The sequence below is a fragment of the Streptomyces sp. NPDC001549 genome (assembly GCF_042894025.1).
Taxonomy (GTDB): Bacteria; Actinomycetota; Actinomycetes; order Streptomycetales; family Streptomycetaceae; genus Streptomyces; species Streptomyces kutzneri.
Genome location: NZ_JBIAVJ010000018.1, coordinates 125859 through 145048 on the forward strand (window position 1 = coordinate 125859; position 19190 = coordinate 145048).

Below are 19190 nucleotides of genomic sequence, written 5' to 3' on the forward strand. Positions count from 1 at the left end.
CCGTCGATCCGGCGGGCGTGGCTCCGCCCCCGGCCAGGTTCGGGCTGCCACCCGCGACGCCCCCCCCGTGAGGACCGGTCACAGCACTAGGCGACCTCGACCCCGAACTCGCCCAGCAGGTCCTCCAGGCCGCCTCGGTAGCCCTTGCCGCCGATCACGAAGTCCCAGTCGCCGTTGGAGCGGTGCCGGAACGAGCCGAGGACCAGGGCGGTCTCGCCGGCGCGCCCGTCGGAGACGTCCAGCCGGCCCAGTTCCTCGCCGCCCGCGGACAGCAGCCGGATGTGGGCGTCGGTGAACCCGGCGAGGTCGGCGTGGGGATCGACCTCCGGGTCGATCGCGGCCACGAGGACCAGCCGGTCGGCCTGCGACGGCAGGGCGTCGAAGGAGACCTCCAGCGCCGCCTTGTCGGGCGCCGCGTGCTCGCGGGCCCGTACCGAACCGTCCGGGGTCCGCGGGTTGTTGAAGAAGACGAAGTGCTCCTCGCTCAGCACCCGGTTGCCCGTGCAGACGAGCGCGCACACGTCGAGGGCGACCGCACCCGACCAGGACATGCCGAGCACGTTGTGGTCGGCCGGGGGAGCCGGCTCCGGCGCGGGCGTCCGCCGCGCGGGCGCCGCGGTGCTGCCGCCGCCGAGTCGGCCGCGAAGGCCGTACTGGTGGAGCAGCTCGACCAGGTCCGCCCCGGGAACCAACTCCAGCGGCTTGCCGTTGGCAAAGGTGTACGACCCCGGTCCGAAGGACGCGGTGGTGACCAGCACCCCCTTGTTCGCCCCCTTGTCCTGGACCGTGCCGTACAGATCACGTACGGCCGTCGGCGGCACCGTGTTCCGGTAGCGCTTGACCTGCACCACGATCCGCCCGCCCCGGATCGGCGCCGGGTCCACCGCTTCCACGTCCACCCCGCCGTCGCCCGACCGCTGCGTCGTCACCGCCTCCATGCCCATCGCCCGGAACAGCTCGGCGACCAGGTTCTCGAAGGCGATCGGGTCCATCACGAAGAGATCCGGCTCGTCCTCGTCCGCGTCGCCCGTGTGCCCGCCGTGGCTGACGACACCCCCGCCGACCTCGTCGGGCCGGCGCCCGGGGCGTACCGCCGTCAGCTGGTCGGGCCGGGCCGACAGCAGCCCGCCCAGCCCCGAGACCAGACAGTCCACCGCACTGACCTGCTCCAGCCGCAGCCCGGCGAAGGCGTCGCGCACCGCCGGTACCGTGGCGAGCACGAACCGCGCCTCCTGGCCCGTCACCGGATCGTGGCAGTCCACGAAGCCGTTGACCACGACAGAGTCCAGTACGCCGAACTCGTCCGCCGCGTACAGCTCGCGCACCACCAGCAGCACGCACTGGGCCAGCAGGTCCCGGTACAGCGCCCGTCGTTCCGTGACCGGGCGGGGCTTCACCTTGTCCTGGTCCGTGCTCGGCAGGTACTGCACCGCCCGGGCCTCCGGTACCACCGCGTACCCGGGCAGCTCCCAGTCCAGTACCAGCTGGCGCGCGGCCGGATCGTACGCGGCCGTCACCTGCCTCGGCAGTGCCTCGGGCCAGGCCGTCGAGGTGTAGAGAGCGGCCGAGAAGTACTCCACCGCCGCCTCGGCGTCACCCGCGCGCAGTGCGTCGGCCAGCTCGGTGAGTCCGCCGTTGTGCGCCCGCATCCCGGCGAGCTGCTCCGCCGCCCACCGGTCGTACTGCTGCCGGTACGCGGCCAGTTGCCGCTGGCGCTGCGCCTCCGCGGCGTTCGCGGCCTGCCAGGCCTGGGTGTAGCGGGCGTGCGCCTCCCGCTCCGCCTGCGCCCTGTGGTTCGAGCCGAGCGTCCAGCCGCTGCTCTGCCGCTGGAAATCCTCGATGCGGGGCATCGGCACCGGATGCGCCAGGGCCCCGGGGTCGAAGGGCTGCAGCCGGTCGGGCCGGGCCAGGGCGGATATCCGGAACGCCGGTGCCCGGCAGCCCGCGACCAACAGGCCCCTGAGGGCTTCGACCTCGGCGTCGAGCTGCGCGGTACGCCGCAGGGCCTCGGCCTCGCGGTACTGCCGGTGGCTCCGGTTCGCGTCCCGTTCGTGGGCCCGCTGCCGGCGCTCGGCCTCGCGCTGCTGGACCAGCTGCGTCTGTTGCTGCCGGCGCTGGGCCTCCGCCCAGTTCCCGATCAGTCCGCTGCCCGCTCGACGGCTCATCAGCTGCGTTCTCCCCCCACCGCGTCCACGGGGAAAACACTAGTCGGCATTCGGGTGGTACGTCCCCCCGGTCGTACCACCCGAATGCCTTCCCGCGACCTACAGCGCGGCTCCCGCAAGCGCCGCGACCGCCGACGGCAGTGCCGCCCCCGAGCCGTCCCGGCGCGGGTCCACGGCCGGCAGCTCGGCCGGAGTGCCGTTCGCCGCCGCCGCGCGGACGGGGGAACCGCCCGCCCAGGCCAGGACCAGTACGTCCTCGCCCTTCAGGAACCGCTGGCAGCGCACGCCACCGGTGGCCCGGCCCTTGCGCGGGTACTGGTCGAAGGGGGTCAGCTTCCCGGACAGCACCGAGCCGTCCAGGGTGCCGTGCGAGCCGGCCACCGTGAAGACCACGGCGTCCCGCGCCGGGTCCACGGCCGAGAAGTGGATCACCTTGGCGTTGTCGGCGAGCTTGATGCCCGCCATACCGCCCGCCGGGCGGCCCTGCGGGCGGACCGTGCCCGCCGGGTAGCGCAGCAGCTGGGCGTCGTCGGTGATGAAGACCAGGTCCTCCTCACCCGTGCGCAGCTCGACCGCGCCGACGATCCGGTCGCCCTCCTTGAGGGTGATGACCTCCAGCTCGTCCTTGTTCGCCGGGTAGTCCGGCACGACGCGCTTGACCACGCCCTGCTCGGTGCCCAGAGCGAGGCCCTGCGAGGACTCGTCCAGCGAGGTCAGGCAGATCACCTTCTCGTCCGCCTCCAGCCCGGAGAGGAACTCCGAGACCGGGGCGCCGCCCGCCAGGTTCGGCGCGGCGTGCGTGTCCGGCAGCTGCGGCAGGTCGATCACCGACAGCCGCAGCAGCCGCCCGTACGAGGTGACCGCGCCGACATCGGCCCGGGCGGTCGCCGCGACCTGCGAGACGATCAGGTCGTGTTTGGCGCGGGCGCCGCCCTCCTCCTCCGGCAGCGCCTCGCCGTTCGCCGTACGCGCCAGCAGGCCCGTCGAGGACAGCAGCACCCGGCACGGGTCGTCCGCGACCTCCAGCGGAACGGCCGCCACCGCGGTGCCGGCGGACTCCAGCAGCACCGTACGGCGCTCCGTGCCGAACTTCTTCGCGACCGCCGCCAGTTCCGCGGAGACCAGCTTGCGCAGCTCGCTGTCCGACTCCAGGATCCCGGTCAGCTCGTCGATCTCGCCCGTCAGCCGGTCGCGCTCGGACTCCAGCTCGATCCGGTCGAACCGGGTGAGCCGGCGCAGCGGGGTGTCCAGGATGTACTGGGTCTGGATCTCGCTCAGCGAGAACCGCTCCATCAGCCGGGACTTGGCCTGCGCGGAGTTGTCGCTGTCCCGGATGAGCCGGATGACCTCGTCGATGTCGAGGAGCGCCACCAGCAGGCCCTCGACCAGGTGCAGCCGGTCGCGGCGCTTGGTGCGGCGGAACTCGCTGCGCCGCCGGACGACCTCGAAGCGGTGGTCGAGATAGACCTCCAGCAGCTCCTTGAGGCCCAGCGTCAGGGGCTGCCCGTCCACCAGCGCCACATTGTTGATGCCGAAGGACTCCTCCATCGGCGTCAGCTTGTAGAGCTGCTCCAGCACGGCCTCCGGGTGGAAGCCGTTCTTGATCTCGATGACCAGGCGCAGGCCGTGCGAGCGGTCGGTGAGGTCCTTGACGTCGGCGATGCCCTGGAGCTTCTTCGAGCCGACCAGGTCCTTGATCTTCGCGATGACCTTCTCGGGGCCGACCGTGAAGGGAAGTTCGGTGACGACCAGGCCCTTGCGGCGCGCCGTCACGTCCTCCACGGCCACCGTCGCGCGGATCTTGAAGGTGCCGCGGCCGTTCTCGTAGGCGTCCTTGATGCCCGAGAGCCCCACGATCCGGCCGCCCGTGGGCAGGTCGGGACCCGGTACGAAGCGCATCAGCGCCTCCAGGTCCGCCTGGGGGTACCGGATCAGGTGGCGGGCGGCGGCGATGACCTCGCCGAGGTTGTGCGGGGGCATGTTGGTGGCCATGCCGACCGCGATCCCGGACGCACCGTTGACCAGCAGGTTCGGGTAGGCGGCGGGCAGGGCGACCGGCTCCCGCTCCTGGCCGTCGTAGTTGGCGGTGAAGTCGACGGTGTCCTCGTCGATCGACTCCGTCATCAGCGACGTGGCGTCGGCCATCTTGCATTCGGTGTAACGCATCGCGGCCGGCGGGTCGTCGTTGCCGAGCGAGCCGAAGTTGCCGTGGCCGTCGACCAGCGGCAGCCGCATGGAGAAGGGCTGGGCCATGCGCACGAGGGCGTCGTAGATCGACGCGTCACCGTGCGGGTGGAGCTTGCCCATGACCTCGCCGACGACACGGGCGCACTTCACGTAGCCGCGGTCGGGGCGCAGGCCCATCTCGTTCATCTGGTACACGATGCGCCGGTGCACCGGCTTCATGCCGTCCCGGGCGTCGGGCAGGGCACGGGAGTAGATCACCGAGTACGCGTACTCGAGGAAGGAGCCCTGCATTTCGTCGACGACGTCGATGTCGAGGATCTTCTCCTCGAAATCCTCCGGCGGCGGGGTCTTCGTGCTGCGGCGGGCCATCGCTGCGCGGCTCCTTAACCAAAATGGGGTGTGCTGGGTGTCTGGCGGGGTGTCTGGCTGGGTCTGGCGGTCTTGTGGTGTCCGGCGAGGGTACGACGCGGACCATTGTGGCCCGGCGCACCGACAACGCCGACTCCGACCCCGGGGGTCCCCCCGGACGGAGTGCGGGGGAGTGACCCGGGAACTTATCCGGCGGTCGGCGCGCTTGCATACAGTGGCAGGTCGATAAGAAATCTCTGCATCGCGATCGAAGGGACCACATGCCCATGGGTCACACGGCCACAGCCCAGGCCGGCTCCGGCGGCCTGACAGCGACCGAGCACCGGCTGGCCAACGGCCTGCGCGTGGTGCTCTCCGAGGACCACCTGACCCCGGTCGCCGCGGTCTGCCTCTGGTACGACGTAGGCTCGCGCCACGAAGTCAAGGGACGCACCGGCCTGGCTCACCTCTTCGAGCACCTGATGTTCCAGGGGTCGGCGAGCGTTCCCGGCAACGGGCACTTCGAACTGGTCCAGGGCGCCGGCGGTTCCCTCAACGGGACCACCAGCTTCGAGCGCACCAACTACTTCGAGACGATGCCGACCCACCAGCTGGAGCTCGCGCTCTGGCTGGAAGCGGACCGGATGGGGTCTCTGCTGGCCGCCCTGGATGACGAGTCCATGGAGAACCAGCGCGACGTCGTCAAGAACGAGCGCCGCCAGCGGTACGACAACGTTCCGTACGGTACGGCCTTCGAGCGGCTCACCGCCCTGGCCTACCCCGAGGGCCACCCGTACCACCACACCCCGATCGGCTCCATGGCCGACCTGGACGCCGCCTCCCTGGAGGACGCGCGCACCTTCTTCCGTACGTACTACGCGCCCAACAACGCGGTGCTCTCGGTCGTCGGGGACATCGACCCCGAGCGGACGCTCGCCTGGGTCGAGAAGTACTTCGGCACCATCCCCGCGCACGACGGCAAGCAGCCGCCCCGCGACGGCTCGCTGCCCGACATCATCGGGGAGCAGCTGCGCGAGGAGATCGTCGAGGAGGTCCCGGCGCGTGCGCTGATGGCCGCCTACCGGCTGCCGCACGACGGCACCCGTGAGTGCGACGCCGCCGACGTGGCGCTGACCATCCTGGGCGGCGGCGAGTCCTCGCTGCTGCACAACCGGCTGGTACGCCGCGACCAGACCGCCGTCGCGGCCGGCTTCGGCATGCTGCGCCTGGCCGGGGCGCCCTCCCTGGGCTGGCTGGACGTCAAGACCTCCAGCGGGGTCGAGATCCCCGCCATCGAGGCGGCCGTGGACGAGGAGCTCGCGCGGTTCGCCGCCGAGGGCCCGACGGCCGAGGAGATGGAGCGCGCCCAGGCGCAGCTGGAGCGCGAGTGGCTGGACCGGCTGAGCACGGTGGCCGGCCGCGCCGACGAACTGTGCCGCTTCGCGGTGCTGTTCGGCGACCCGCAGCTGGCGCTGACCGCCGTCCAGCGCGTCCTCGACGTCACCGCCGAGGAGGTGCAGGCCGTGGCCGCGGCCAGGCTGCGCCCGGACAACCGCGCGGTGCTCGTCTACGAGCCGCTCGCGGCCGACGAGTCCGACCAGCACGCCGAGTCCGACGACTCCGACGAGAACGAGGGGGCGGAGCAGTGAGCGACACGGCAGCCGTCACGATGACCTTCCACCCGCGCCCGCAGGCCGGCGAGCCGCAGCCGTGGGCCTTCCCGGCCCCCGACCGCGGGCAGCTGTCCAACGGGCTGACCCTGCTGCGCTGCCACCGGCCGGGCCAGCAGGTCGTCGCGGTCGAGGTCAACCTCGCCGCCCCGCTCGACGCTGAGCCCGAGGGCCTGGACGGCGTGGCGACCATCATGGCGCGGGCGTTCTCCGAGGGCACCGACAAGCACTCCGCCGAGGAGTTCGCGGCCGAGCTGGAGCGCTGCGGCGCCACCCTGGACGCGCACGCCGACCACCCGGGCCTGCGGGTCTCGCTGGAGGTCCCGGCCTCCCGGCTGCCCAAGGCGCTGGGCCTGCTCGCCGAGGCGCTGCGCGCCCCCGCCTTCGCCGACGCCGAGGTCGACCGGCTGGTGCGCAACCGGCTCGACGAGATCCCGCACGAGCTGGCCAACCCGCAGCGCCGCGCCGCCAAGCAGCTCTCCAAGGAGCTCTTCCCGGCCACCCTGCGGATGTCCCGGCCGCGCCAGGGCACCGAGGAGACGGTCGCCCGGATCGACTCCGCCGCCGTACGCGCCTTCTACGAGGCCCACGTACGCCCCGCCACCGCCACCGCGGTGGTCGTCGGCGACCTGACCGGCATCGACCTGGACGCCGTGCTCGCGGACACCCTGGGCACCTGGACGGGCAACACCGCCGCCGCGCTCCCGGTGCCGCCGGTGACCGCCGACGACACCGGCCGCGTGGTCATCGTGGACCGGCCCGGCGCGGTCCAGACGCAGCTGCTGATCGGCCGGATCGGGGCGGACCGCCACGACCGGGTGTGGGCGGCCCAGGTGCTGGGCACGTACTGCCTGGGCGGCACCCTCACCTCGCGCCTGGACAAGGTGCTGCGCGAGGAGAAGGGGTACACCTACGGCGTGCGCGCCTTCGGCCAGGTGCTGCGCTCCACCGCGGACGGCAAGGGCGCCTCGATGCTCGCCATCAGCGGCTCGGTGGACACCCCGAACACCGGACCGGCGCTGGAGGACCTCTGGAAGGTGCTGCGCACCCTCGCGGAGGGCGGTCTGACCGACGCCGAACGCGATGTCGCCGTGCAGAACCTGGTGGGCGTGGCCCCGCTGAAGTTCGAGACGGCGGCCTCGGTCGCGGGCACCCTCGCCGACCAGGTCGAGCAGGAGCTGCCGGACGACTACCAGGCGCAGTTGTACGCGCAGCTCGCCGAAACGGGCACGGTGGAGGCGACCACGGCGGTCGTCAAGGCCTTCCCCGCGGACCGGCTGGTCACCGTCCTGGTGGGCGACGCGGCGCTGATCGAGGAGCCCGTGCGGGCTCTTGGGATCGGAGAGGTCACGGTCGTCTCCAACTGACCGGCGGATGACGGCTCATTGAGGGCCGGCTGAAGGTTTCAGCAAGGGGTTCTGGTGACTTGGTCACCGGAACCCCTTTTGTCCGTTTAATGGTGAGGTTGCTTTTATGTGGTGTGGCGTACGCAACAAAAAGCCGTGTCTGTTTGGCGATTGACTGATGATCCGCCTAGCGTCGGCCGTGCTGTCCGTCAGTTGTGCCCGCCGCACCCGCGGCACCGGACAGTGATCGCCGAGTCCCCGTCAGGCGCGAGCCTGGGGAGCCGGGGACCCACATGAGTCCCTGGGGTGAATCGGACCCCCTCGCAAGAGGAGATCCGTAGGAGACCTTCCTGCTCCGAACCCGTCAGCTAACCCGGTAGGCGAGAAGGAAGGAAAGGATCAAACCCTTCATGGCGTTTGGCAGTCGTCCCGCTGGTACCGGTAAGCACCGTGGCTCCAGCCGTCTGAGCAAGAAGACCGCCGGTTACGCCGGTATCGCCGCGATCGCCACCACGGGTGTGGTCGGCTCGCTCGCCGCCCCGGCCTTCGCCGCGGACAACCACAGCAGCAACATCGGCCAGGACAGCGGCCTGGGCGCCGTGGTCGTCGCCGAGGACCTCGCGGGCGACATCGCCGACCAGGCCGAGTCCCAGCACCGCGGCGCCGAGCAGGACGCCGTCAAGGCGCAGGCCGAGGCCGACGCGAAGCAGCGGGCCGCGGAGGCCAAGCGCCTCGCCGAGGCCAAGGCGAAGGCCGAGCGCGATGCCGCCGAGCGCGCCGCCCGCGAGGAGGAGCGCAAGCGCCTCAACACCTTCGTCGCCCCGGTGGACGGCTCGTACGTCAGCACGCAGTACCACGCGGGCGGCGGCATGTGGTCCTCCGGCAGCCACACGGGCATCGACTTCCACGCCGCCTCCGGCACCTCGGTCCACGCGGTGGGCGTCGGCACCGTCGTCGAGGCCGGCTGGGGCGGCGCGTACGGCAACAACGTCGTCATCAAGCACAACGACGGCACCTACACCCAGTACGGGCACATGACCTCGCTGAGCGTCTCCGTCGGCCAGCAGGTCATCCCGGGCCAGCAGATCGGCCTGTCGGGCTCCACCGGCAACTCCAGCGGCCCGCACCTGCACTTCGAGGCCCGCACAGGCTCGCAGTACGGCTCGGACATCGACCCGATCGCGTACCTGCGCTCGCACGGCGTCAGCCTCTGACCCCGCCTGGCGCACCGCTTCACCGAAGACCCCGGCTCCCCGAGCCGGGGTCTTTGTGTGTTGCGTCTTTGTGCAAATGTTTCGTATTTCTGGCCGCTCTCGGAAATTATCGTGTGTTGCAATAGAGTCGCAGCGCACGCATGTGCGTGCAATGACTGGTAGTCGGAAATAGGCGGAGGTTCGGTCTTGCGTATTCCTGCGCACGCGGTATGCACAGCAATCCGCGACGACATCGTCTCCGGGGTGTTCGAGCCGGGCGGCCGGCTGACCGAGGAGGTGCTGGCCCGCCGGTACGGGGTCTCGCGCGTCCCGGTGCGCGAGGCCCTGCGGACCCTGGAGTCCGAGGGGTTCGTGACCACGCGGCGCCACGCGGGGGCCTGCGTGGCCGAGCCGACCGAGCAGGAGGCCACGGACCTGCTCGAGCTGCGGATGCTCCTGGAGCCGCTGGCTGCCGCGAGAGCCGCCCGGCGGCGCACCGACGCGCACCTCAAGGTGCTGCGCGGGCTGGTCAGGCTGGGGCAGGAGCGGGCCAGGCGGGGCCAGGGCGAGGACCTGCGGTCCCTGGGCGGCTGGTTCCACGAGACGCTCGCCCAGTCCTCCGGCAGCCCCGGGCTGATCGCGCTGCTCACACAGATGCGGCACAAGATCGCGTGGATGTACGTGGTGGAGGCGCCGGCCCGGCCCGTGGAGTCCTGGGCGGAGCACGGGGCGATCGTGGACGCGGTGGCGCGCGGCGACGCCGAACGGGCACGGGCGCTGACCGCGGTCCACGTCGACCGGGCGGCGGGGGCGCACCGGCTGCGGCTCCGCCCGGCGGTGAGCACTTCGCAACCTGCCGTAAACATGTCGAGCGGCCGGCATTAACAGGAGCCGTATACAAAGGGCGGGATCGCATGAATTCGCTGTCCGGCGGCCGGTCCGTTCCGTGTCGGATCAATTCGCCGTGCGGAATTCCCGCGGAGCTGAATTCGGCGTGCGCGCCGGATTCCGGCGAGCCTTTTCCCTGCCGAACGGGATTTCTTCGGAGTCCGCCACCCGCGAGGGCTGCGGTTCCGCGGCGTGCCCGCATCGGGCGGGCCCGCCGCGCGGCAGGGCCCCGTACGCGAACGACGAAGCCGCGGCCCCCCGGACGGGGGCCGCGGCTTCGCGCGTGAGGTCGAACCCGAAGGGTCAGACGGTCTCGGGGAGCTCCTCGAGACCCTCGGCCACCAGCTTCGCGAGGCGGTCGAGCGCGGCGTCCGCACCCTCGGCCTCGGAGGCGAGGACGATCTCCTCGCCGCCCTGGGCGCCGAGGCCCAGGACCGCCAGCATGGAGGCGGCGTTGACGGGGTCGCCGCCGGACTTCGCGATGGTCACCGGGACGCCGGAAGCGGTCGTCGCACGGACGAAGATCGAGGCGGGACGAGCGTGCAGGCCCTCGGCCCAGCCGACGTTGACGCGGCGCTCTGCCATGGTGATGCCCTTCAGGTTCTTACGGTTGTCTAGACCAGTCTCTCATGACGTCCGGAATGCTCGGACCTGCCTCCGGCCTGAATTTTCCGCCGTTCGGCCTTCCCCAGCTTGCACTGATTCGTCCCGTACTGCCTCAGCGCCGCGCGAGCGCTCCACGGCCTGATCCGGCCGTAAGGTAGGCCCATGACCATCGAGTCGGACCCCTCGTACCCGGCCCACTGGGAAGCCGATGTCGTCCTGCGCGACGGCGGCACCGCCCGGATCAGGCCCATCACCACCGAGGACGCGGGCCGGCTCGTCAGCTTCTACGAGCAGGTCTCGGACGAGTCGAAGTACTACCGGTTCTTCGCCCCCTACCCCCGGCTCTCCGACCGCGACGTGCACCGCTTCACGCACCACGACTACGTGGACCGGGTCGGGCTCGCCGCGACCATCGGCGGGGAGTTCATCGGCACAGTCCGCTACGACCGCATCGGCGCCGACGGCCGGCCCGCCTCCGGGCCCGCCGACGAGGCCGAGGTCGCCTTCCTCGTCCAGGACGCCCACCAGGGCCGCGGGGTCGCCTCCGCCCTCCTCGAACACATCGGCGCGGTCGCCCGGGAGCGCGGCATCCGGCGGTTCGCCGCCGAGGTGCTGCCCGCCAACACCAAGATGATCAAAGTCTTCACGGACGCCGGCTACCAGCAGAAGCGCAGCTTCGAGGACGGCTCCGTCCACCTCACCCTCGACCTCGAACCCACCGCCGAATCCCTCGCCGTGCAGCGCGCCCGCGAGCAGCGTGCCGAGGCCCACTCGGTGCAGCGGCTGCTGGCCCCCGGCTCGGTGGCCGTCGTCGGAGTCAGCCGCTCCGGTGCGGGCGTGGGCGCGGCCGCACTGCGCAACCTGCGCGACAGCGGCTTCCACGGCCACCTCTACGCCGTCAACGAGGCCGTCACCCGCGACCTGCTCGACGGCGTGCGGGCCTACCGCACCATCGAGGCCATCGGCGCCCCGGTCGACCTCGCGGTGATCGCGGTCCCGGCCGACCGGGTCCCCGACGCGGTGGCCGCCTGCGGCGAGCACGGGGTGCAGGGGCTCGTCGTCCTGTCCGCCGGATACGGGGAGAGCGGCCCGGCCGGACTCGCCCGCCAGCGCGAACTGGTGCGGCAGGTGCGCTCGTACGGGATGCGGCTGATCGGGCCGAACGCCTACGGGGTGATCAACACCGCGCCGGAGGTGGAACTCAACGCCTCCCTGACCCCCGCGCCGATGCCCACCCGCGGCCGGATCGGCCTGTTCACACAGTCCGGGGCGATCGGGATCGCCCTGCTCTCGGCCCTGCTCCGGCGCGGCGAGGGCCTGTCGTCCTTCGTCTCCGCGGGCAACCGCGCCGACGTGTCCGGGAACGACATCCTCCAGTACTGGTACGACGACGAGGCGACCGACGTCGCCCTGCTCTACCTCGAAACCCTCGGCAACCCGCGGAAGTTCACCCGGCTCGCCCGCCGGACGGCGGCCGTCAAGCCGGTGGTCGTCGCCAAGGGCGGCCGGCACAGCCCGGCCGGGCACGTCGTCCCCGACACCCGGCTGCCGGAGGCCACCGTCTCCGCCCTGCTGCGCCAGGCCGGCGTCATCCGCGTCGACACGGTCACCGAGCTGGTGGACGTCGGCCTCCTGCTGGCGGCGCAGCCGCTGCCCGCCGGGCCCCGGATCGCGATCCTCGGCAACTCCGAATCCCTCGGGATCCTCACCTACGACGCCTGCCTCACCCAGGGCCTGCGGCCGCTGGCGCCGCTGGACCTGACGACGGCGGCCGCGCCGGCGGACTTCCGCGCCGCCCTGACCGACGCGCTCCGCTCCGATGACTGTGACGCGGTGGTGGTCACGGCCATCCCGTGGGTGAGCGAGGAGGCTCCCGCGGACGACCTGGCCGGTGCCCTGCGCGAGGCCGTGGCCGAGTACCCCGGCAAGCCCGTCGCGGTGGTGCACGTCGAGCTCGGCGAGCTCGTCGAGGCCCTGTCCGCCGTGGGCGGTGTCCCGCATCCCGCCCCGTCCCGGAGCTGGGGCCCCGTGGCGGACCCGGCACACCGAGGACCGGCCGGGCCGCTGTCCGCCGCCGGCGACAGCATCCCCAGCTACCCCGCCGCCGAACGCGCGGTCAAGGCCGTCGCCGAAGCCGTCCGGTACGGGCAGTGGCGCCGGGCCCTCGCCGACGACGACGGGCGGGTCCCCGAGTACGAGGACATCGACGAGGCCGGGGCGGCGGACCGGCTGGCCGGGCTGCTGGCGGACGTCGACCCCGGCGCCGTGCTGGCCCTGACCGACTGGGACGCCCGCGAGCTGCTCGCGGGCTACGGGATCCGCGTCCTGCCCACCCTGCCCGCGCCGAGCGCCGACGCGGCGGTCCGCGCCGCCGGCGTGCTGGGCTACCCGGTGGCGCTCAAGACCACCGCGCCGCACCTGCGCCACCGCGCGGACCTGGGCGGCGTACGCCTCGACCTCACGAACGAGGCCGAGCTGAGGCGCTCGTACGAGGAGCTCACCGACGCGCTGGGCAAGCCGGCCGAGCTCCAGCCCGTGGTGCAGGCCATGGTGGCGCGCGGGGTCGACACCGTCGTCCGCTCCGTCATCGACCCCGCGGCGGGCGCCGTCCTCTCCTTCGGGCTCGCCGGCGTCGCCTCCGAGCTGCTGGGCGACACCGCGCACCGGCTCGTCCCGGCCACCGACCGGGACGCCGCCGGACTGATCCGGTCCATCCGGACCGCACCCCTCCTGTTCGGCTGGCGCGGCAGCGACCCCGTGGACACCCCCGCCCTGGAGGAACTGCTCCTGCGGCTGTCCCGCCTCGTGGACGACCACCCCGAGGTGATCGGCGTCTCACTGGAGCCCGTCGTGGTCGCCGCCGAAGGCGTCTCCGTGCTCAGCGCCACCGTCCGCGTCGCCCACCCGCCGGCCCGCGGCGATCTCGGCCCGCGGACCCTCCCCAGTTACTGACCGGGTACGGCGCGGCCTGAGGGCCCCGCACGGGCCTTAGGATGGACCTCATGGCGAAATCCGGTACGACGACCCAGGGGCTGCGCACGGCGATCGAGCGCAGCGGCTACTACCCGGCCCTCGTGGCCGAGGCCGTGGAGGCCGCGGTGGGCGGCGAGCCGATTTCGTCGTACCTGGTCCACCAGGAGACGACCTTCGACTCCAACGAGGTGCGCCGTCACGTCACCGTGCTGGTCCTGACCGGCAACCGCTTCATCGTCAGCCACACCGACGAGCAGGCCGCCGACGCCGGGTCCCCCTCCCCGTACGCGACCACCTCCACCGAGTCGGTCAAGCTGTCCAGCATCTCCTCCGTGGTGCTCAGCCGTGTCGTCGCCAACCCGGAGTCCTACACCCCCGGCACCCTGCCCCGCGAGGTCGTCCTGACCATCGGCTGGGGCGCGGTCTCCCGGATCGACCTGGAGCCGGCCGCCTGCGGCGACCCGAACTGCGACTCCGACCACGGCTACACCGGCAACTCCACCGCCGACGACCTCAGCCTGCGGGTCAGCGAGGCCGGCGACGGCCCGGAGGCGGTGCGCCAGACCCTGGTCTTCGCGCAGGCGCTCAGCGAGGCGACAGCGGCGACGTCTTCCACCTCCGCCCGCTGATGGCGTACTCCGCGGCACAGGAGTGGCCCGAGCCGGAGCTGCTGGACCTGGCCGGCGCCCCCGTCCCGGAGTACGGCGCCGGGTCGCTCGCCGACCTGCTGCCCACGCTCGTGGCGGGCCAGGGCGTCCCCGGGTTCACCGCCGCCATCACCGAGCTGACCCCGGCCGACCGGAACTGCGTGTTCCTGGTCGACGGCATGGGCTGGGAGCAGATCAAGGCCCACCCGGACGAGGCCCCGTACCTCACCTCCCTGCTCGGCAGCTCGCGCGGCGGCACCGGCCGCCCGATCACCGCGGGCTTCCCGGCGACCACCGCCACCTCGCTCGCCTCCGTGGGCACCGGCCTGCCGCCGGCCCGCCACGGCCTGCCCGGCTACGCCGTCCGCAACCCCGCCACCGGCGAACTCATGAACCAGCTCCGCTGGCACCCGTGGACCGCGCCGAAGCCCTGGCAGCCGTACCCGACCGTCTTCCAGCAGGCCGACAAGGCCGGGGTGGCGACCGCCCAGGTGTCCTCGCCCGCCTTCCAGACCACCCCGCTCACCAAGATCGCGCTGAGCGGCGGCACCTTCCTCGGCCGGATGACCGGCGAGGAGCGGATGGACCTGGCGGCCGAGCGTCTCGCGGCCGGTGACCGCTCGCTCGTCTACACGTACTACAGCGAGCTCGACGGGGCCGGCCACCGGCACGGCGTGGACTCCGACGCGTGGCGCGGCCAGCTGATGTACGTGGACCGGCTCGTCCAGCGGCTCGCCGAGCAGCTGCCGCCGCGCACCGCCCTGTACGTGACCGCGGACCACGGCATGGTCGACGTCCCCTTCGACGAGGACTCCCGGTTCGACTTCGACGAGGACTGGGAGCTGAGCGCCGGCGTCGCCCTGCTGGGCGGCGAGGGCCGGGCCCGGCACGTGTACGTGGTGCCGGGCGCCGAGGCCGACGTACTGACCGTGTGGCGCGAGGTGCTCGGCGACCGGTTCTGGGTCGCGAGCCGCGAAGAGGCCCTGGAACTGGGCTGGTTCGGCACGCCGGGGGAGTGCGACCAGCGCGTGCTCGGGCGCATCGGTGACGTGGTGGCGGCCGCCCAGGCCGATGTCGCGATCACTGCCTCGCGCAACGAGCCGAACGAATCCGCCCTGGCCGGAATGCACGGCTCCATGACCGCGGCGGAGCAGCTCGTCCCGCTGCTCGAAATCCGCACCTGACTCTCGTCGGCCCAGCGCCCGACCCGCCGCCCACCCCCTGCCCACGACCCGAAAGGTCTCGTACTTCCCATGCCCGAGCTGGTGTTCTTCTCCGGAACGATGGACTGCGGAAAGAGCACTCTGGCGCTCCAGATCGCGCACAACCGTGACGCGCGGGGGCTCCAGGGCGTGATCTTCACCCGTGACGACCGGGCGGGTGAGGGCAAGCTGTCCTCGCGGCTGGGTCTGGTGACGGAGGCGGTCGAGGCGCCGGAGGGCATGGACCTGTACGCCTACCTGGTCGCGCAGATCTCCAAGGGCGGCAGGGCGGACTACGTGATCGTGGACGAGGCCCAGTTCCTGGCCCCCGTCCAGATCGATCAACTGGCGCGCATCGTGGACGACTTGGATATGGACGTCTTCGCGTTCGGCATCACGACGGACTTCCGGACGAAGCTCTTCCCGGGTTCGCAGCGCCTGATCGAGCTGGCGGACCGGCTGGAGCAGCTCCAGGTGGAGGCCCTGTGCTGGTGCGGTGCCCGTGCCACGCACAACGCCCGTACGGTGGGCGGGGAGATGGTGGTCGAGGGCGCCCAAGTGGTGGTCGGCGACGTGAACCGTCCGGCGGAGGAGATCGGTTACGAGGTCCTCTGCCGCCGTCACCACCGCAAGCGGATGACCTCGGCCGCGGCCCACGCGGGCGCCCTCTCCCCGGACGTCCTCCCGGTCAACCACGCCTGACCGCCCATCTCGGTCCTAGTGCCCTGGGCTCCTGCCTGCCGACCGGCTTCCTGGGCTGAACTGGCGCGGGTCCCGCGATCGTGCGACGCGCGGTATGCCACAACGTCGGCGTCGTGGTCAGGTCCTCCCCGGTGCCGGAGGTTTCCAGGACTAGCCTCCACATCATGCTGCGTATCGCCGACACCCGCACCGGCCGCTCCGTGGAGATTCCCTCCGCGCACCGCCACCTGCTGCGCATCTGCGTCCACCTGCCGGTCATCGACACCGAGATCGGGGTGGTGCACGTACGGACGCCCCTGGTCGGCGACGTGCTGGCGCGCACCGCAGAGCTGCATGGCCTGGAGTCCCAGACGGTCCTCATCACACCGGAACTGCCGGACGAGCAAGCCCAGGCGCTCGATCGCGTCATGTCCGATCTTGGCATCCACCCGCCCGCCACCGTCGGTGGACATGATCTGACCGAGGCGCTTTGCGCCGCTGCCGATGTGCACGTGCTCGCTCACGGCACCCCCGGACAGGACGCCGTCGGCGGGGTCTGGATCGATGTGGGCCAGGTCAGCCCAGCACCACCGGACGGGGGCGTCCCGGACCGTGGCCACCTCACCGCCCCGGGTCTCCTGGACGCATTCGCCCCAGCGGGGACCGATCCGCTGGCTGTGCGGCTGCTGTTGCTCGGCCACGCCCACAGCACGCCGGTCACGGTCACCAGCGCCGCGCTCGAAGAGGCCCGGCGGACGCTGGGGTGCTGGCGGCAGCAGGTGGCCGACTGGGCGCAGGAGCCGTCCAGGCCGATCCCTGCCGACGTGCTGCGGCAGGCTCATGCCGCGCTCGCCGATGACCTCGGCGTCCCCGCTGTCCTGGACACGCTGATCGGCGTGGCGACGCGCGCCGACGTGCCGGCCGGCGCCAAGTTCGAGACGTTCGCCTTCCTCGACCGCGTCCTCGGGCTGGACCTCGCGCGCGAGGTCGGCCACCAGCACCAGGCGACGCCATGACGTCGGATGAGTCCCGGCGCCTGGTCGTCCTGCGGCACGCCAAGTCCGCCTGGCCGGAGATGCCCGACTCCGAGCGGCCGCTCGCCCCGCGCGGCCGCCGCGAAGCACCGGAAGCCGGCCGCTGGCTGCGCGAGGCCGACTGCGTTCCCGACCTCGTCGTGTGCTCCTCCGCCCGCCGCACCCGCCAGACGTGGGACCGACGTGGGGCCAAGGCGGATCCAGCAGCCCTGGCCGTGGCAGTCTTCTCGCCAGCGCAAGGTTCTTGGAGTGGAGGTATGCCCCCGTGGGTGTCACTGTCAATCCCACCATCAGCAGGCGCCGACTGGGGTCGGAGCTACGTCGGCTCCGGGAGATCAGCGGTATGACGACGCAGCAGGTGGCGGCACGCCTGTTGATTTCCCAGCCCAAGATCAGTCTGCTGGAGAACGGCCGCCGCATCGTCAAGCCACGCGATGTGCGGGATCTCTGCGGACTGTACGGAGTCCGGGATCAGCGGCGTGTTGACCAACTGATGCAGATGGCCAGTGAATCGGGTCGGCAGGCCTGGTGGGACGCCTACGACGACATTCCGTACGGCGCCTACATCGGCCTGGAGACCGAGGCGGCCGCGGTCCGGTGCTACGAGCCCCAGGTGATCCCCGGCCTGCTGCAGACCTCTGCCTATGCACGGGCGGTCATCGCAGGAACGATCCCTCGCGCCACTGCCGGACAGGCAGCCACACGCCTAGAGGTGCGGATGCGGCGCCAGGACCGGCTGCGCGCCCCGGGCAACCCGCTGCGCTTATGGGTCGTGCTGGACGCCTCGGCGCTGTGGCGCGTCGTGGGCAGCCGCGAGGTCATGCGCGAACAGCTGGAGCATCTGACCCACTTCAGCGCCCAGCCACACATCACCGTGCAGGTTCTCCCTCACGAGGTGGGTGCGCACCCGGGTGTCTCGGGACAGTTCACGCTGCTTGAGTTCGCCGAGGCCGCCGATGGCAGCGTGGTGTATGTGGAGAGGTTCACCAGCGACCTCTATCTGGAGAAACGATCCGACGTGCGACGCTACAGCGACATGTACGCGCACTTGCAGGCCCAGGCTCTGAGCCCGGACGGTACCCGGAGTTTCATCGAGGAAGCCATCAAGGCGTACGCCGGCCCAGAATCGTCGCCAGATGCCCATGCGCTGACCCTGCCGAACCCGTGAGCATCGTTGCGGTACGGGCCGTTCGGCGGCTGAGCCCCCGGACGATGTGTCCTGGGGCTCAGCCGCCGAACGGCGGCCCGGACGGCCTGTGTGGTTGATCGAGCTTCAGCCCCTGTCTGTCAAGGGCAGGCCTTAGCCGGGCGGTACGTGACAGGACCCGTCCGGGGTGACTGCGGGCCGGCGGCCGGGCCCTGGGCGTGTGCGAGTGGTGTTCTGGTCAGAGGTTCTCGTCGTGCAGGTCCTCTTCGCGCAGCAGGTCGTCCTCGCGGCGGCGCGAGGTCTCCTTCTGGCCCTGCTTCTGGCCCTGCTCGCGGGACGACTTGCCCGGCTGGGGGCGAGCGGGGTCTCCGGAGCGATGGTGCTCCTGCGCCTCGCTGCCCTTGCCCGGCTGCTTGGGCTTGTCCTGCGTACCGCCCATGACGGCGACTCCTCTTGATGCGTGGGGTACGGATTCCTCTCGTACGACGCTGACACGCGCCGCGACGGTCTGCATCATTTCGACTGCGAAGCGAGGCGCGCGGGTGACTCCCCTCCCCGATGTGGCGGCGTCGGAAGGCGGGCCGGCCGCTCAGTGCCGAGGATGGGCGCGATTCCCGCCCGCCCTCTGCTGTCAGGAGCCCGTCTCATGCTGGAGCGCACGCTGCACAAGGACCGCACGGAAGTCACCTTCGTCCTGCCCGCCGACACCCCGCCCGGCGCGGTCAGTGTGGTGGGCGACTTCAAACGACTGGCAGCCCGGTGCCCACACCCTGCGGCCGCGCAAGGACGGGAAGCGGGCCGTAACGGTCGAGCTGCCGAGCGAGAGCACGCATTCGTTCCGGTACCTGGCCGCCGGTGATTACTGGTTCAGCGACGAGAGCGTCGGCGATCAGGACGGCCCCAACAGCCGTCTGCACACCTGATGGACCCAGACGCGGGATCTGGCAACGCCCGCGCCGTTGACCGCCAACACCTGTCCCGGCCCCACACCCCCAAGGCGGTAGGTGTGTGACGGCCCCTGATTCCGGCCCCTGATTCCGGCCCCTGATTCCGGCCCTGGCGTCAGGGGCCGCCGTCGCCCGCGCAGGCCAGATGCTGCCTGG

15 protein-coding genes, 1 pseudogene and 1 riboswitch are annotated in these 19190 nt (G+C 71.9%); of the genes and pseudogenes, 12 read left to right on the forward strand and 4 right to left on the reverse strand.

Annotation, left to right across the window (positions count from 1 at the left end; genetic code table 11):
• Nucleotides 1–86: 86 nt before the first annotated feature.
• Both ACFY04_RS26930 and ACFY04_RS26935 read right to left on the reverse strand, forming a co-directional pair.
• Nucleotides 87–2165, reverse strand: a complete 2079-nt coding sequence (locus ACFY04_RS26930; protein WP_389120376.1) for a restriction endonuclease — start codon at nucleotides 2163–2165, stop codon at nucleotides 87–89.
• A 99-nt stretch (nucleotides 2166–2264) separates the two neighbouring features.
• Complete coding sequence (locus ACFY04_RS26935; protein ID WP_389120378.1) at nucleotides 2265–4721, reverse strand: DNA topoisomerase (ATP-hydrolyzing) subunit A; 2457 nt, start codon at nucleotides 4719–4721, stop codon at nucleotides 2265–2267.
• 266 nt (nucleotides 4722–4987) lie between these two features.
• Here ACFY04_RS26935 and ACFY04_RS26940 point away from each other — a divergent pair, with 266 nt between their 5' ends.
• The 4 genes from ACFY04_RS26940 to ACFY04_RS26955 all read left to right on the forward strand — a co-directional run bounded on the left by ACFY04_RS26940 (nucleotide 4988) and on the right by ACFY04_RS26955 (nucleotide 9794).
• Nucleotides 4988–6349 carry a M16 family metallopeptidase gene (locus ACFY04_RS26940; RefSeq protein WP_389120380.1) on the forward strand — a complete coding sequence of 454 codons (1362 nt, stop codon included), beginning with the start codon at nucleotides 4988–4990 and terminating at the stop codon, nucleotides 6347–6349.
• Nucleotides 6350–6369: 20 nt separating this feature from the next.
• Nucleotides 6370–7737, forward strand: a complete 1368-nt coding sequence (locus ACFY04_RS26945; RefSeq protein ID WP_314248763.1) for a pitrilysin family protein — start codon at nucleotides 6370–6372, stop codon at nucleotides 7735–7737.
• Between the two features lie 217 nt (nucleotides 7738–7954).
• Nucleotides 7955–8114, forward strand: a riboswitch (cyclic di-AMP (ydaO/yuaA leader).
• A gap of 12 nt (nucleotides 8115–8126) precedes the next feature.
• Nucleotides 8127–8930, forward strand: coding sequence for a M23 family metallopeptidase (locus ACFY04_RS26950; RefSeq protein ID WP_389120382.1), 804 nt, complete (start codon nucleotides 8127–8129; stop codon nucleotides 8928–8930).
• A 186-nt stretch (nucleotides 8931–9116) separates the two neighbouring features.
• Nucleotides 9117–9794 (forward strand): GntR family transcriptional regulator, encoded by a 678-nt coding sequence (locus ACFY04_RS26955; RefSeq protein WP_389120384.1) that lies wholly within the window; start codon nucleotides 9117–9119, stop codon nucleotides 9792–9794.
• Nucleotides 9795–10100: 306 nt separating this feature from the next.
• Here ACFY04_RS26955 and ACFY04_RS26960 read toward each other — a convergent pair whose 3' ends face one another.
• Nucleotides 10101–10382, reverse strand: coding sequence for an HPr family phosphocarrier protein (locus tag ACFY04_RS26960; protein ID WP_030012489.1), 282 nt, complete (start codon nucleotides 10380–10382; stop codon nucleotides 10101–10103).
• Nucleotides 10383–10565: 183 nt separating this feature from the next.
• Here ACFY04_RS26960 and ACFY04_RS26965 point away from each other — a divergent pair, with 183 nt between their 5' ends.
• From ACFY04_RS26965 to ACFY04_RS26995, 7 genes and pseudogenes are all read left to right on the forward strand, one after another.
• The gene (locus ACFY04_RS26965; RefSeq protein ID WP_389120386.1) at nucleotides 10566–13355 is read left to right on the forward strand and encodes a GNAT family N-acetyltransferase; all 2790 of its coding nucleotides are present in this window, start codon (nucleotides 10566–10568) and stop codon (nucleotides 13353–13355) included.
• Between the two features lie 50 nt (nucleotides 13356–13405).
• Entirely contained in the window at nucleotides 13406–14005 is a 600-nt protein-coding gene (locus ACFY04_RS26970; protein WP_030026988.1) for a DUF5998 family protein, read from the forward strand.
• The gene (locus ACFY04_RS26975) at nucleotides 14005–15207 is read left to right on the forward strand and encodes an alkaline phosphatase family protein (protein ID WP_389120388.1); all 1203 of its coding nucleotides are present in this window, start codon (nucleotides 14005–14007) and stop codon (nucleotides 15205–15207) included. Before ACFY04_RS26970 ends, ACFY04_RS26975 begins: the two co-directional genes overlap by 1 nt.
• Before the next feature lie 69 nt (nucleotides 15208–15276).
• Nucleotides 15277–15927, forward strand: a complete 651-nt coding sequence (locus ACFY04_RS26980) for a thymidine kinase (RefSeq protein WP_389120390.1) — start codon at nucleotides 15277–15279, stop codon at nucleotides 15925–15927.
• Nucleotides 15928–16091: 164 nt separating this feature from the next.
• Nucleotides 16092–16922, forward strand: a complete 831-nt coding sequence (locus tag ACFY04_RS26985) for a hypothetical protein (protein ID WP_389120392.1) — start codon at nucleotides 16092–16094, stop codon at nucleotides 16920–16922.
• A pseudogene (locus tag ACFY04_RS26990) lies at nucleotides 16919–17134 on the forward strand (SixA phosphatase family protein); the annotation flags it as partial. The gene ACFY04_RS26985 and the pseudogene ACFY04_RS26990, both read left to right, overlap by 4 nt.
• A gap of 71 nt (nucleotides 17135–17205) precedes the next feature.
• The gene (locus ACFY04_RS26995) at nucleotides 17206–18108 is read left to right on the forward strand and encodes a helix-turn-helix domain-containing protein (RefSeq protein WP_389120395.1); all 903 of its coding nucleotides are present in this window, start codon (nucleotides 17206–17208) and stop codon (nucleotides 18106–18108) included.
• A 217-nt stretch (nucleotides 18109–18325) separates the two neighbouring features.
• On the opposite strand, the gene ACFY04_RS27000 is transcribed toward ACFY04_RS26995, so the two are convergent.
• Complete coding sequence (locus tag ACFY04_RS27000) at nucleotides 18326–18526, reverse strand: hypothetical protein (RefSeq protein ID WP_389120398.1); 201 nt, start codon at nucleotides 18524–18526, stop codon at nucleotides 18326–18328.
• Nucleotides 18527–18812: 286 nt separating this feature from the next.
• Here ACFY04_RS27000 and ACFY04_RS27005 point away from each other — a divergent pair, with 286 nt between their 5' ends.
• On the forward strand, nucleotides 18813–19010 hold the full coding sequence (locus ACFY04_RS27005) for a hypothetical protein (RefSeq protein WP_389120400.1): 198 nt from the start codon (nucleotides 18813–18815) through the stop codon (nucleotides 19008–19010).
• Nucleotides 19011–19190: the final 180 nt, after the last annotated feature.

What these genes read in the sequence shown, in the direction of transcription:
- ACFY04_RS26935 (WP_389120378.1), bottom strand. Translation starts at nt 4,721, where the DNA reads ATGGCCCGCCGCAGCACGAAGACCCCGCCGCCGGAGGATTTCGAGGAG.
- ACFY04_RS26950 (WP_389120382.1), top strand. Translation starts at nt 8,127, where the DNA reads ATGGCGTTTGGCAGTCGTCCCGCTGGTACCGGTAAGCACCGTGGCTCC.
- ACFY04_RS26945 (WP_314248763.1), top strand. Translation starts at nt 6,370, where the DNA reads ATGACCTTCCACCCGCGCCCGCAGGCCGGCGAGCCGCAGCCGTGGGCC.
- ACFY04_RS26960 (WP_030012489.1), bottom strand. Translation starts at nt 10,382, where the DNA reads ATGGCAGAGCGCCGCGTCAACGTCGGCTGGGCCGAGGGCCTGCACGCT.
- ACFY04_RS26980 (WP_389120390.1), top strand. Translation starts at nt 15,277, where the DNA reads ATGCCCGAGCTGGTGTTCTTCTCCGGAACGATGGACTGCGGAAAGAGC.
- ACFY04_RS26930 (WP_389120376.1), bottom strand. Translation starts at nt 2,165, where the DNA reads ATGAGCCGTCGAGCGGGCAGCGGACTGATCGGGAACTGGGCGGAGGCC.
- ACFY04_RS26975 (WP_389120388.1), top strand. Translation starts at nt 14,005, where the DNA reads ATGGCGTACTCCGCGGCACAGGAGTGGCCCGAGCCGGAGCTGCTGGAC.
- ACFY04_RS26970 (WP_030026988.1), top strand. Translation starts at nt 13,406, where the DNA reads ATGGCGAAATCCGGTACGACGACCCAGGGGCTGCGCACGGCGATCGAG.
- ACFY04_RS26985 (WP_389120392.1), top strand. Translation starts at nt 16,092, where the DNA reads ATGCTGCGTATCGCCGACACCCGCACCGGCCGCTCCGTGGAGATTCCC.
- ACFY04_RS26965 (WP_389120386.1), top strand. Translation starts at nt 10,566, where the DNA reads ATGACCATCGAGTCGGACCCCTCGTACCCGGCCCACTGGGAAGCCGAT.
- ACFY04_RS27000 (WP_389120398.1), bottom strand. Translation starts at nt 18,526, where the DNA reads ATGGGCGGTACGCAGGACAAGCCCAAGCAGCCGGGCAAGGGCAGCGAG.
- ACFY04_RS26940 (WP_389120380.1), top strand. Translation starts at nt 4,988, where the DNA reads ATGGGTCACACGGCCACAGCCCAGGCCGGCTCCGGCGGCCTGACAGCG.